Genomic DNA, 13,364 nt, shown 5'->3' on the forward strand with positions numbered 1-13,364 from the left:
TAAATATGAAAAATATTGCAAAAAAATATATAAAATGGGTTGTAGTACTTTCAGCCCTTACGGGAATGGTGTCATGTCAGAGTGATTATCTTGAAACCAATCCTACCACTGCTGTTTCTGAAGAAGCAGCTTATTCAAGTGCGGCTAACCTTATGGCTATTGTAAATGGTATGCATAGAGATATGTATTACAGACAAAATGATAATCAAGGGCAAAATGGTCAGGGTGGAATTATGATCATGATGGATGCTTTGGGGGAAGACCTTGTTTTCCCATCTACAGGAAACGGTTGGTATATCTCAACAGTAAGATGGCAGGATCAAGTAAATGATAATGCTGCCAATGATTTTTATCCTTATCAATTTTACTATGCCTTGATCAGAAATGCAAATATGGTTATTACTAACGGTCCTTCAGTTCCCGCTCCAAACGATGCTGATGTTGCTACTATTAAAACAGCGATTGGTGAAGCATATGCATTCAGAGCTTTCTGTTATTATATGTTAGTTCAAATTTATGGAAAAAGATATGTGCCAGGTGTAAACAATACCCAGCTTGGGGTTCCGATTAGACTGGTTGCAAATGAAATACCTTTGGCAAGAAATACAGTAGAAGAAGTGTATACACAGATCAATAAAGATCTTGATGAAGCTGCTGTTAGACTTGGAAACTCAAGACTCACAAAATCACATTTTAATGATAAAGTAATTTTAGGATTGAGAGCTAGGGTTGCTTTAACGCAAGGTAAATATGCACTAGCTATTACTGCAGCTCAATCAGCACGTTCAGATGCTCCTCTAATGAGTAATGCTGTATATCTTTCCGGATTTAACAATCTTGCATCTAATGGAGAGTGGATGTGGGGTGCTACAATTTTAGCAGACCAAGGTGATACATTTTCGAATTTTGGAGCGTATATGTCAAGAAACTTTAATTCTACCAATATTCGTCAGGCTCCCAAAGCTATTAACAATAAATTATTCCAGCTTTTCCCGTCTACAGACGTAAGGACTAAAAACTTTGATCCAACCGGAGCACACACTAATCTTGGATTGCCTACTACATATTCTAAATTCCCATACACAGGACAGAAGTTCCTTGCCGTAAGTCAGTCCGATAGTAGAGTAGATGTTCCATATATGAGATCTGCAGAAATGTATCTTATTGAAGCGGAGGCTTTGGCCAGATCTGGAAACGAAGCAGGATCGAAAGCTGTTTTTGATGTGTTTGCAAAAAACAGAAATCCTTCTTACACTGGAGCTACCACAACGGGTGCGGCCTATATCACTGAGATTCTTAACAGCAGAAGACTGGAGTTCTGGGGTGAAGGTTTCAGATTCTTAGATCTTAAGAGATTGAATTTAGGCTTGGACAGAACAGGAGCTAACCATTCTTCTGTAGTTACCAATAACGTAATGACAGTGGCTAACACAGATTTACGTTGGGAATTTCTGATTCCAAGAGCTGAGATCAATGCTAACACATTGATTGTTCAGAATCCATTATAACACGTACAGATTTTAATATATGATTGAGAATCCTGCTTTAGCGGGGTTCTCTTTTTTTTATGTCTAAATAAACGATGAGGTTTTCAGTAAAAAATATTTTAAAATATAAAATAAAGAGTTGGTAGATTCAAAATAAATTATAACTTTGTAATTCAAAGTTCTTTTTATGGATTCAAAAAACTATCACGAAGACTTATCCCATATCCGTTCTATGATGGAACGGTCCTCCAGATTTATTTCCCTAAGTGGTTTATCCGGAGTTGTTGCGGGTTTAACGGCTATTATTGGAGCTGTATATGTGTATTTTGTATTTCAGAGGGAAGGAATCAGCTATTTTGATGGAGACAGGAATATTCTGGGACCTGCCTTGGTTAAAGAACTTGTTCTGATTGGAATTGCTATTTTGGTAGTAGCTGTCCTGAGTGGTTATATTTTTACAGCCCATAAAAGCAAAAAGAAAGGTTTGAAGATCTGGGATGCCACTACAAAGCGACTTTTGATTACCTTTGCAGTGCCTTTGGTAGCAGGAGGTGTCTTTTGTCTCGCTCTACTTTATCATCATCTTTTTGTTTTCATTGCTCCGGCTACTCTGATTTTTTATGGATTGGCTCTGGTAGCCGCAGAACGATATACATTAACGGATGTAAAGTATTTAGGATATCTTGAGATTATTTTAGGACTTGTTTCTTTATTCTTTTTAGGATGGGGATTGCTGTTCTGGGCCATTGGTTTCGGTGTTCTGCATATTGTGTATGGATTGATCATGCATAAGAAGTATAAGTAATGGGAATTGGTTTTGTCATATTAATACACCTTTTTGTTATATCAGCTTTCGGTCTTATCTGTGCTGTTGTAGGTTGTTTACTTACTTATTTTATAAGCAGTAGAGAAAGAAGAAGGAATAAAATGATATTAGCATTTATAGGACCTTTTGTGGCATTTTATACATTTTATATTGTCGGAATTATCAGCTTATCCATTGTGTCGGAAAATAAAAAAGTAGATATTGGAATAGGTGATGCCTGGTATGTTCCTTTAAAAAATGACTATCAGCTATTATTTATTGATTTGCCTGAGCAGGCAAGTATTAATACTGGAAAAGGACTGACATTGGTTTCACAAGTGGCTAAAATGGAAGAATTGGGTAATCAGGTTTTTGGAAAAACATTTGACAACGAATTTTTTTTCGTGGATTTAAAAACAAATGAGGTAAAGACTTTTCAAACAGAGAAAGAGTTAAGTGCCTTACATGTAAATAAAAAACTCAATCTAGTAGATACAACTGAATTTTATTCAGAAAGGAAAAACGATATTATGGGCTATTGGCCTTTGTTGATACTGTTTTTATCTCTTATTATCAGTATTGGAGCGGTGTACATATGGAAGTTAATTTTAATTTTTTAATTGTAAAATTGCTTCAGGCTGTATTGATAGAGAAGTAAAGAAAATGAAAGATAGTCAGATTTTGGCTATTTCAGAATAAATAAGATAAAGTAAAATGATCAAAATAAATCAGCTCAATAAAGAATTCGAAAGCCGTGTAAGATTGGGCATTATGTCTGTTCTTATGGTTAACGACTGGGTTGATTTTTCCGAAATGAAAAACCTGCTCGAAATAACCGATGGAAATCTGGCAAGCCACAGCAATGCACTGGAGAAAGCTGGTTATATAGAAGTGAAAAAAGAATTTGTTGGGAAGAAACCTAAAACCTCATATCGCGTTACACAGAGCGGAAGACAGGCATTTACGGAGCACTTGAATGCTCTTGAAAAATTATTGGGACGATAGTCCTATATTTTTTTGAAAATTAACTTTGAATTACAAAGTACTTTATATTTTAAAATTAAATAAAATGATGACACAAAAACAAAAAACAATCACAATTTATGCCCTTCCATTGGCTTTACTCAGTATTCCATTGGTTGGCAATCTATTGTCTAAAGAAGTAAACTGGTCAGGATCAGATTTCCTGATTGCAGGAGCTTTGCTTTTTACAACTGCTTTTCTCATCAATCTGGTAAGAAACAGAATTAGAAAACAAAGTCAGAAAGTGATGATATGTATTTTTATTTTGCTGGCTATAACATTGATATGGCTTGAATTAGCAGTAGGGATTTTCGGAAGTCCGTTTGCCGGAAGCTAAAATCTGATTTGTGATTAATCCTAAATAATAATGAAAGATTCAGAAATAATAAATCTAGGCAAGGCAGTATTCGGAATATTTTTTTCAATTGGAACTCTTTGTCTTTTAGGAGCTCTTATTACAAAAGATAACTGGTTTGCCGGAGCGGGATATCTGCTAATCGTTTTCGGAGTGCCAGTCAATTTATTATGCATATTGGGGTTCTTGACATATGGTGTTATAAATACATCAAAATTTAAAGAATGTATGATAGCCATACTTATTTTGACTGCCAATATTCCCATCGCATTTACTTATGCTATTATAGGCTTGGGGTATTTCAATTAATATCCATAAATATATTTAATACTATTATGAAAAAAATACGCGTTCAGTTCCTGCTTTTTGTATACGATAAAACTCAAAAATTATACAGAAAATATTTCAAAAAGAAAAAAAGACAATGGCAGTTCAATGAAAAACAACTGTTGGAGTTTCAGGAAGATTCTTTAGGTCGAAAATTAGGAGAGTTTTACAGGAAGCACGGCTTCTCAATGATACCAAAGATGGAAAACCACGATGTACATCACCTGATTACCGGTTGTGGAACCAACTTCGAGGATGAAATTGCCATGCAGTACCTGCTTCTGGGAAACGGTAAGCTCAATGCGCACCTTCTGGCTGCAATCGTATTAGGAACAATTATTCTTCCTGAATATGTGAAAATTTATATCAAAGCTTATAAAAAGGGACAAAATATGAGAGCCTTTCATCATTGGGACTTTGAAGAATTGCTATGGCAGAATTATGAACATGTGAAAGACTTTATTCAACAGAAAGAAACGGTAGTTCTTCATTAAAAGCTAAAGATGATGGGAAAAATAAAATTCAGTGCGCTAGGAAAAAGATCATTCATTGTTTCTTTTCTGCTGGGAACCCTTCTACTGTTTGCATTTTGGATCACAAGAGCTGAATTTCTGATCATATTTGGGTTTTATTACGTTGTGATTGCTGCTGTAACTAACCTGTTGATCACTTTATATGAGTTGATGGAATACCTGAGTGATGTTTCTGAAAAGAAAAGAAATGGAAATTCTGTTCTTCTATTACTACTTAATATTCCTATTACTTTTCTATATCTCACCCTATTCTTTAATTTTTGCTGATCTCTATACTTGTACACCTTAAATCTTTCAATCCTTTAAATCTTTAAATATTAAATAATAAACCTCATGAAAACACATCATTATATATTTCTTACAGCTATTCTCTTTGTCATTGTCTTTTATGATCAGGAAGTAGGGCTGAATCTTGGAATTCTGGGAATTGTCTATGCTGTATTAACGCTGTTGAGAACACCGGAAAAAAATAAAACAAAAACATTATATGTACTTTTTGGAACAAGTATCCTGTCCAGTATTGCATTTGCGTGGTTCGGAGATTTTCCATCCTTTATTGCGGTGGCGAGCTCACTGCTTTTGCTTGGCTATAAATCGAAGAACAGAAGATTGAAAATTCTCTTTTTAATTCCGGTTTTTATTGTGAATTGCTGTACTTCATTCTGTCGTTTTTTCAGTTTTGATGAATGGCTGCCTAAGAAGAATATTCCAGGATTATGGCAAAAGACATTTGCTTTCATCTTGATCCCGCTGATACTGGTTTCCGTCTTCTTTGGAATTTACTCTGCAGGAAGTAATCACTTTGCTGCTCTTTTCACCAATTATGAATTGGATCTTAATATTTGGCAGGTATTCTGTCTCTCGGTTTTAGGTTTTTTTATAGCCTTTAATTACTGGAACTATGCGGTGGAAAAGCTCATCTACAAAAACAATCATGTTCTTAATAATGAGTTTGGCAAAGATTCCCGGATTCCCAAGGCTACTTATTCTTTTCTTGATCTTGATGCAGAAAGAATGAGCGGAGTAATCTCTTTTGTTTTATTGAATATTTTATTGGTGTTCTTTATTATTACTTATAATTATGAACAGTTTTATGAAGTTGTAAAAACACCAGTTCAGCTTTCCGAAGAAACCCATGAAAGAGTAAATGCTGTAATCATGTCTATTATAATGGCAATTCTGGTGATTATGTTCTATTTTAAATCCGGATTTAATTTTGATCCAAAAGCAGGACTGTTGAAAATTTTAGCCAAAATCTGGATTCTTCTCAATGCTGTTCTTGTTGTTTCTGCAGCTCTTAAAAACTATGAGTATATTATTAATTATGGATTTACTTATAAAAGATTAGGAGTTCTTGCTTTCCTGCTGTTATCATTAGTTGGTCTGGCGTTGACTTTTATTAAAATTCAAAAGCAGAAAAGAAATATTTTCCTTGTTAACACTATGATCTGGTATTTTTATGGAACCATTCTGGTGTGCAGTTATTTCAATTGGGGAGGTTTTATTACTTCTCAGAATATGAAACGAAAGGATTTTGTGGTCAATTATCATTTAACTTCCATCAACTTCAGTGAAAAAGCACTACTGAAATATGCAGAGAAAAAAAATGATCAGAAGCTTAAAAAGACCTTGCAGGATAAAGTGAAAAATGAAACATCCAAAACATTCCTTTCAAAGATCATATATTATCAGACTATACAATAAAAGATCATGAAAAACTTAGCGGGATCCTCTAGATTTAAAATTAATATATTGTTGATAATGATGACGATATTCTGTTTCAGCCTCTCTGCTTTCAGATATTACATCAGCGATACAAAAGTGTTTTTGTTTCTCAACTGGAATCTGTTTCTGGCCTGGATTCCTTTATTACTGAGTTCTTTTATTCTTGCCTTTAATATCAAAAGCAAAACTTCATTGCTCTTTATAGTAATAGTCTGGATATTGTTCTTTCCCAATTCTCCTTACATTCTTACAGATCTTTTTCACCTCAGAGCAAGAAATGAGATACCGATCTGGTATGACCTCATTGTGATTCTTTCCTATGCGTGGACCGGGCTGATCTGTGGTTTTATAAGTCTTCATGATATTGAAAAGAGACTTTCTGATTATACGAATAGAAATGTCATTAATGGAGTGGTTGTCCTTTTTCTTTTCATGAGCAGCTTCGGAGTTTATCTCGGTCGGTTTTTGAGATGGAATAGCTGGGATGTTCTCAATAATCCTTTTGGTCTGTTCTCGGATATTGTGGTGAGATTCATCTATCCGATGGAATATACCAAAACATGGGGTGTTACTCTTTTGATGGGAATAATGCTCAACTTTATGTACTTTACATTTAAATGGGCAGGAACTAATGATGAAAAAGAATTACAACCGGAAAATAAAACATTAAACGGATTGGAACAATTTTAGCATTTCAATGAGCTCAGCATAATACATGTTGATCCATTCTTAAAATTAATTATTATGAAAAAAAGCTTATTGTTAATTCCTTTGATAATTGTTGCCTGTAAAAAAGAACCTGCTGTGACAAATGTCCCGGATAAGGACTCTACAGTGGTAACAGAAATGCCGGACTCTGTGGTAAAAAAAGATTCTGTAGCATTAAGGAAAAAAGATTCAATTATTAACAATGCTCCGGTCACTAAGGAAGTATTACGTAAAGGCGTAATGAGAGATGAAAAAGACGGCCAGATTATAAGAACTGCAGACGCCAACCAGTTGCCTTTTACAATTGGAGAGGAATTTACAAAGGATGATCAGGATTTGATTTTAAAACTGACCCGTTACGACCGCCCGAATATCAAAGCTAAAATTTCAACAAAAGAGAAAGATTTTAATATTCGTTTCAATCAGATCAGACTTCCAAACGGGAACTACGACGGACCTTTTGGAAGAGAAATTACTTATGATACTCCCGGACAAGGTGAAGTATGGCTGATTATCGGGAAAAGTAACATGGCTTCCGGAAATACCAAGGGAAGTTTTACAGTAACTGTAGAATAAGGCCTAATCAATTTGGTACAATTTCTGCAAACTAAACTCTGAAGTTTAAAATTTAAAATTATGAAAAATATAGTTCTAACAGCAATGGCCGCTTCAGCTGTACTCGTAAGTTGCGGAACCGTACAGTCGCTGGTTCAGAATACATTTCCCTACACAACGAATGTTTTAGTGTCTACAGGAGTTCCTGCAGATAAAGAAGTTTCTTCTACTGCAACAGCTACCAATGTACAGACATGGTTCGGAGGAAATAACAATGCAAAAATTAAAGATGTAAGAATTTCAGATGCGAAAATCTCTGTAGCAGCTCCTTCTGGGGGAAACCTGAGTGCATTCAAAACTGTAAAAATATATGTTTCATCTAACGGAACAGGAGAGAGATTAGTGGCTTCACGTTCCAACATCTCTACCAATTCTTCCAGCTTAAATCTTGATCTTAATGATACAGGATTCCTTGACGAAATTGTAAAAAGTTCAGGATTGACGGTAAGAACCGTTTATGAATTGAAGAATCAGACCTCTTCAGATATGAACATCAAAGTAGCGCTTAATTTCAGCAGCGTTCCAGCAAAATAAAATCAATAAAAATTGATAGTAAAAACCCTCTTTCAGCTTTCTGAAAGAGGGTTTGATGTGAAGTAAAATGTATAAAAAAATCTTGTATTTTAGAGTTTGGTTAATTTCTCAACAACTCTTCTCTGGCCTTCATTAATATTGATGATATACTGCCCCGTAGGAAGTTGTGAAATATCAATCTTTTCATTCGGTAAAACCGAATTTTTAATCACTGTACGTCCCTGAAGGTTAATAATCTCTATATCCAGTTTTTTATTTTCACTGCTTTTAATAGCAATGGAACTGCTGGATGGATTAGGATAAATTTTAACCTCTAATGATGGTAAAGTCTTAACAGGTGCTACAAAATTACTTTCCAGTTGAAGGATAGCATTCTTCACATTAGGAAGAGGTCCGATCTTTTGCCCCGTCACTGTTCCTCCCTGAGGAATTCCTGTTGAAATTAAAAGGTTTTTCATCGCTGAAGGTGTTAAATATTGACCTGTAGTCTGGCGATAGAAAGACTGAATCAAAATAGCTGCAGAAGAAACCACAGGTGTTGCAGAACTTGTACCGCTGAAATAATTATAAGTTCTGTTGTTGTCATTGTCATATTTCGCATAAGATCCATAGCCTGCTGCCATCACACTGCTTCCCCAACCCTGAACATCCACTCTGTTTCCAAATGTACTGAAGCTTAATTTTGAATGGGTAGTATTAGGAGATCCTGCTCCTACAATGATAGCACCACTGTTTCCTCTCGCAAGATAGGTTGCATAAAACGGATCATCCAGATTTTGGTTTCCATTACCTGCCGCTGCAATGATAATAATTCCTGAATCAGTAGCAGCTTTCGTAAGATCCCAGATTACTTTGTCATATTCCGCAGGGCAATACTGACCGTCTTTTCCACCAGTCTGCATTTCGTATAATATAATATCTCCGGCCTGAGATGCATTAATAGATCTGCTTACCGCAGAAGCTCTGTTGTATCCCACCGTAGTCCATTCCATATAACCTTTTATTTCAGAAGCACTATAAGCAGCTCCTGTAAGTCCGATATTATCTTTTATTGAACCTAAAATACTCACAACTGCTGTTCCGTGGTCACGGTAATTATTATTGGCTAATCCTGCATTAGGTGAATAACCAGGTTCAAGCTGTATAGAGTTTTGATTAGACAGCATTTCGTGAGTCTTGTAGAACCCGTATTCTACATCTCGTACACGGATATTCTGTCCTGTGATTCCTCTTGACCATGCATATTTGGCGTTGATTCCCGGATTGTCATTCAGATAAGTCTGCAGGCTTTCCAGATCAGGAGTGGCCACAAAAGCATTGACTAATGGTGGTTCGATAGGTTCGGCACTCATTACAGATACATATTCTATTTCAGGAAATCTCTCAAGAGTATGGATGATTTTTTCTGAAGCTTCTTTATTTTGAAGAGGAATATCGGCCTTATAGATTCTTTTCAGCTTTTCCACAGATTCTCCGGAATTACCGATGGCTTTGCTGCTTCTGGCCATTTCATCAAGTTTGCTGTCTGTAAAATCCAGATCATACTTAAATGAGATATGGTTTTCTCTTGAAAATCTTTCCAGATCAGCGTTTCTGCTGAAAGCTGTTTTTTCTGAATTGATGCCTTTTGAAAAGCATACGTAAATAATTGAATTTTGATCATTAGCCATTTTGGGCTGGCTGTCCTGTCCGAAAGACAGAGTAGAACAGAACGCAAATAATGCGAAAAGGTTGATTTTTGTTTTCATGTGATTTTGTTAAATGGTTGTAAATCAGTTTTGATTTATATCAAAAATAATAATAAAATGAAAACAAATCACGTTTTTGTGAATTTATTTTTTAAATTTTTACTCCTTCCTTTTATTTAGAGGATTTCTTTGTTTATGAATGATAACCCTCACAGGTTTTTAAAGCCTGTGAGGGTTAATGACGGATACATTTTATGCATTTCAATCAAAAAAAAATACGTTCCAACGAATTGAAACGTATTGCTTTATGGTTATATTTATTTCCCGATTTAGCTTTTGGTAAGAGAATCCATGACAATAGTAACGGGTCCGTCATTGATCAGGGAAACCTTCATATCTGCTCCGAAAATTCCACTTTCTGTCTTTAATCCGGATTTAGCGATTTCTTCCTTAAAATAATCAAAAAGTGGCACCGCTTTATCCGGTTTTGCAGCCTTTATGAAAGAAGGTCTGTTGCCTTTTTTATAATCTGCAATCAATGTAAACTGACTGATGGAAAGGATTTCTCCTGAAATATCTTTCACGGAAAGGTTAAGCTTGTCATCTTCATCTCCAAAGATTCTCAGATTTAAAACCTTTTGTACAAGCCAGTCGGCATCTGTCTTTTCATCATTTTCATCTATACCTACCAGCAGCATAAGCCCTTTTCCGATTTCACCAACAATTTTTCCGTCTACTTTTACACTGGCTTCGGAGACTCTCTGTATAACGATTTTCATCTTGTATTTTTAATAGTAAACATTTAAGATTTTACTTGCAGCATCATAACTGTAAGGATAAGTTTTAGGTGGCAGAGATGTTTTGGCTCCAGACTCCGGCTGTCCTGTACTTAATATCCATCTTGTATTATCCTGTGGACAAATAATGGCAATATTGTCTTTTACCTCAAGAGTTGTATTGTTATCAGGACATAGATGTGGTGCATTCCTGTCATAGACTTTAAACCCGTTTGCAGTCCGGACAATAATCAACCCTCTGGTTCCTGACTGTTGCTCGTTCACATAAATCCAGCCATTGATATTGTTCAAAACGTAATAAGCAGGCAGGTTTAGATTAAGCGATACATTGATGGGAACATTTGGGAAACAGTTCACAGTATCTTCTCTGCTTCCACATGAGTTTATAGTTAAATTACTGAAAATCAATAAAATGAAAATGGATAAGATTGAAAAAGTTTTTTTCATTTCAATTTAAATTTTTATATATTTGTAAAAATTAAACGATTACAACACGAAAACATTGTCCGGCAAATGTCGGATTATTTTTTTATACTAAAACTAAATTTTGAAAATTATGGCAAGCTATGTTACTAAGGAGGGCCTAGAGAAAATGAAAGCTGAGCTGGAACAGTTGGAAACTGTGGAGAGACCAAAAATTACTCAGCAGATCGCAGAAGCAAGAGATAAAGGAGATTTATCTGAAAATGCAGAATACGACGCAGCTAAAGAGGCTCAGGGGATGCTTGAAATGAGAATTTCTAAGCTGAAAGATGTTATCTCTACTTCTAAAATTATAGACGAAAGCCAATTAGATACTTCAAAAGTTTCAATCTTAACAACAGTGAAACTTAAAAACAATGCTACCAAGCAAGAGCAGGTATTTACATTGGTACCGGATAACGAAAGCGACCTGAAGACAGGAAAGATTTCTGTGAACACACCTATCGCAAAAGGACTGTTAGGAAAAGCTATTGGCGAAATTGCTGAAATTACTTTACCTAACGGAAACAAACTGTCTTTTGAAGTATTAGACATCTCTTTATAGTCTGATACTCCTTTCTATTTCTGAACTTCTAAATATCTAACCCAAACTTCTGATAAAATGAGCACTATATTCACAAAAATCATTAATGGCGAAATTCCCTCTTATAAGATTGCAGAAAATGAAAACTTTATTGCATTCTTAGACGCAATGCCTTTAGTGAAGGGACATACTTTAGTAGTACCTAAAAAAGAAGTGGATTTGATTTTTGATCTTGAAAGTGAAGAATACAAAAACCTTTGGGGATTTGCCCAAGAGGTAGCCAAGAAGATCAAAACTGCAATTCCATGTGTAAGAGTAGGAGTAGCAGTGGTAGGACTTGAAGTTCCTCATGCACACATCCATCTGATTCCTTTAAATAAGATGGAAGACATGAATTTCAGAAATGAAAGATTAAAATTAACGAACGAAGAATATACAGAGATTCAACACTCAATTATTAATTCTTAACAACCAGAAAATCGTAAAAAAGTAATTTTTTACGATTTTCTTTAACATATACATATATATTATATCATATGAATTCCAACCAATGTTCTTTCTGTGGCAGAAAAAGAAATGAAGTACAGATGCTGATTTCTGGGCAGAATGGTTTTATTTGTGAAAATTGTATAGAGCAGGCACATGCTATCGTAAAAGATGGTGCATCAAAAACAGAATATTCACCTGCTAATAGTATGGAGGAGCTTAAAAAGCCAAAAGAGATCAAAGAATTTCTTGATCAGTATGTGATTGGACAAGATCAGGCAAAAAAGCAACTTTCCATTGCTGTGTATAACCATTATAAAAGATTGCTTCACGCTAAGGACGAGAATAGAGAAGTAGAGCTTGAAAAGTCAAACATTATCATGATAGGAGAGACAGGAACGGGTAAAACGCTTCTGGCAAAAACTATTGCAAGAGAACTGAATGTTCCTTTCTGTATCGTGGATGCTACTATTTTAACTGAGGCAGGATATGTAGGAGAAGACGTTGAAAGTATTCTTTCAAGACTTTTGATGGTCGCAGATTACGATGTGGAAAAAGCTGAAAAAGGAATTGTTTTCATCGATGAGATTGATAAGATTGCCAGAAAATCAGACAATCCAAGTATTACAAGAGACGTTTCAGGAGAAGGCGTACAGCAGGGATTATTAAAACTTTTGGAAGGAAGTATTGTGAATGTTCCGCCACAAGGAGGAAGAAAACACCCGGATCAGAAATATATCCAGGTAAATACCCAAAACATCCTATTTATTGCAGGAGGTGCTTTTGACGGGATCAAAGAGATCATCGAAAGAAGAATGAACAAGCAGGCAATTGGCTTCAGTTCTGAAAAAATCAATAAAACAGACGAGGACGAATATATATTAACAAATATTAATGCAATTGATCTTCGTACTTTCGGATTAATTCCGGAACTTTTAGGAAGATTTCCAATCATCACTTACCTCGATAAACTCACGAAGGAGACCCTGGTAAGAATTATGAAAGAGCCAAAAAATTCAATTGTGAATCAATTTGTGGAACTTTTCAAGATGGATGGTACGGATTTGGTAATAACAGATGGTGCAATTGAAAAAATCGTAGAGGAAACTATTGAAAAAGGATTAGGCGCAAGAGGGTTGAGAGGTACCACCGAAAAAGTTCTAGAAGACTATATGTTTTCAATAGGAGAGGACAAAGAGATCATCCTGACGGAAGATAATGTTTTGATTAATAGATAAAATATTTTTTTTTTAAGAAAAATAATAATACCTTTGC

General features: G+C 35.2%; 18 protein-coding genes. 15 read left to right on the forward strand and 3 right to left on the reverse strand.

Annotation, left to right across the window (positions count from 1 at the left end; all coding sequences use genetic code 11):
• Positions 1-5: 5 nt before the first annotated feature.
• The 12 genes from ACKTTZ_RS11495 to ACKTTZ_RS11550 all read left to right on the forward strand — a co-directional run bounded on the left by ACKTTZ_RS11495 (position 6) and on the right by ACKTTZ_RS11550 (position 8,112).
• Positions 6-1,508: a RagB/SusD family nutrient uptake outer membrane protein gene (locus tag ACKTTZ_RS11495; RefSeq protein ID WP_407848904.1), complete on the forward strand. Its 1,503-nt coding sequence runs from the start codon at positions 6-8 to the stop codon at positions 1,506-1,508.
• A gap of 166 nt (positions 1,509-1,674) precedes the next feature.
• Positions 1,675-2,292 (forward strand): hypothetical protein, encoded by a 618-nt coding sequence (locus ACKTTZ_RS11500; protein ID WP_034695838.1) that lies wholly within the window; start codon positions 1,675-1,677, stop codon positions 2,290-2,292.
• A complete protein-coding gene (locus ACKTTZ_RS11505) occupies positions 2,292-2,912 on the forward strand; it encodes a hypothetical protein (RefSeq protein ID WP_034695840.1) in 621 nt (206 codons plus the stop codon). The genes ACKTTZ_RS11500 and ACKTTZ_RS11505 overlap by 1 nt, the downstream gene beginning before the upstream one ends.
• Positions 2,913-3,006: 94 nt before the next feature.
• Positions 3,007-3,297 carry a transcriptional regulator gene (locus ACKTTZ_RS11510; RefSeq protein ID WP_034695841.1) on the forward strand — a complete coding sequence of 97 codons (291 nt, stop codon included), beginning with the start codon at positions 3,007-3,009 and terminating at the stop codon, positions 3,295-3,297.
• A 64-nt stretch (positions 3,298-3,361) separates the two neighbouring features.
• The gene (locus ACKTTZ_RS11515) at positions 3,362-3,652 is read left to right on the forward strand and encodes a hypothetical protein (RefSeq protein ID WP_407848906.1); all 291 of its coding nucleotides are present in this window, start codon (positions 3,362-3,364) and stop codon (positions 3,650-3,652) included.
• 30 nt (positions 3,653-3,682) lie between these two features.
• Positions 3,683-3,979, forward strand: coding sequence for a hypothetical protein (locus ACKTTZ_RS11520; protein ID WP_034695842.1), 297 nt, complete (start codon positions 3,683-3,685; stop codon positions 3,977-3,979).
• Between the two features lie 26 nt (positions 3,980-4,005).
• Positions 4,006-4,491, forward strand: a complete 486-nt coding sequence (locus ACKTTZ_RS11525) for a Coq4 family protein (RefSeq protein WP_034695844.1) — start codon at positions 4,006-4,008, stop codon at positions 4,489-4,491.
• 9 nt (positions 4,492-4,500) lie between these two features.
• A complete protein-coding gene (locus ACKTTZ_RS11530) occupies positions 4,501-4,797 on the forward strand; it encodes a hypothetical protein (protein WP_156106446.1) in 297 nt (98 codons plus the stop codon).
• A 66-nt stretch (positions 4,798-4,863) separates the two neighbouring features.
• Positions 4,864-6,234 carry a DUF4173 domain-containing protein gene (locus tag ACKTTZ_RS11535; protein WP_407848909.1) on the forward strand — a complete coding sequence of 457 codons (1,371 nt, stop codon included), beginning with the start codon at positions 4,864-4,866 and terminating at the stop codon, positions 6,232-6,234.
• Positions 6,235-6,291: 57 nt separating this feature from the next.
• A complete protein-coding gene (locus ACKTTZ_RS11540) occupies positions 6,292-6,945 on the forward strand; it encodes a DUF1361 domain-containing protein (RefSeq protein ID WP_407848911.1) in 654 nt (217 codons plus the stop codon).
• A 54-nt stretch (positions 6,946-6,999) separates the two neighbouring features.
• Positions 7,000-7,539: a hypothetical protein gene (locus tag ACKTTZ_RS11545; protein ID WP_034695852.1), complete on the forward strand. Its 540-nt coding sequence runs from the start codon at positions 7,000-7,002 to the stop codon at positions 7,537-7,539.
• A gap of 60 nt (positions 7,540-7,599) precedes the next feature.
• Positions 7,600-8,112: a hypothetical protein gene (locus tag ACKTTZ_RS11550; RefSeq protein WP_034695853.1), complete on the forward strand. Its 513-nt coding sequence runs from the start codon at positions 7,600-7,602 to the stop codon at positions 8,110-8,112.
• Positions 8,113-8,201: 89 nt separating this feature from the next.
• Here ACKTTZ_RS11550 and ACKTTZ_RS11555 read toward each other — a convergent pair whose 3' ends face one another.
• The 3 genes from ACKTTZ_RS11555 to ACKTTZ_RS11565 form a co-directional block, all read right to left on the reverse strand.
• A complete protein-coding gene (locus ACKTTZ_RS11555) occupies positions 8,202-9,860 on the reverse strand; it encodes a S8 family peptidase (RefSeq protein ID WP_051934323.1) in 1,659 nt (552 codons plus the stop codon).
• 269 nt (positions 9,861-10,129) lie between these two features.
• Positions 10,130-10,579: a D-aminoacyl-tRNA deacylase gene (gene dtd, locus ACKTTZ_RS11560; protein ID WP_034695854.1), complete on the reverse strand. Its 450-nt coding sequence runs from the start codon at positions 10,577-10,579 to the stop codon at positions 10,130-10,132.
• 9 nt (positions 10,580-10,588) lie between these two features.
• Entirely contained in the window at positions 10,589-11,044 is a 456-nt protein-coding gene (locus ACKTTZ_RS11565; RefSeq protein ID WP_034695855.1) for a hypothetical protein, read from the reverse strand.
• A 109-nt stretch (positions 11,045-11,153) separates the two neighbouring features.
• Between ACKTTZ_RS11565 and greA the strand changes: the two genes are divergently transcribed.
• The 3 genes from greA (at position 11,154) to clpX (ending at position 13,327) form a co-directional block, all read left to right on the forward strand.
• A complete protein-coding gene (gene greA, locus ACKTTZ_RS11570; RefSeq protein WP_034695856.1) occupies positions 11,154-11,624 on the forward strand; it encodes a transcription elongation factor GreA in 471 nt (156 codons plus the stop codon).
• Positions 11,625-11,681: 57 nt separating this feature from the next.
• Positions 11,682-12,071 (forward strand): HIT family protein, encoded by a 390-nt coding sequence (locus ACKTTZ_RS11575; RefSeq protein ID WP_034695857.1) that lies wholly within the window; start codon positions 11,682-11,684, stop codon positions 12,069-12,071.
• 68 nt (positions 12,072-12,139) lie between these two features.
• Entirely contained in the window at positions 12,140-13,327 is a 1,188-nt protein-coding gene (gene clpX / locus ACKTTZ_RS11580) for an ATP-dependent Clp protease ATP-binding subunit ClpX (RefSeq protein ID WP_407848915.1), read from the forward strand.
• Positions 13,328-13,364 lie beyond the last annotated feature (37 nt).

The organism is Chryseobacterium sp. KCF3-3 (assembly GCF_045865955.1).
Lineage (GTDB): Bacteria > Bacteroidota > Bacteroidia > Flavobacteriales > Weeksellaceae > Chryseobacterium.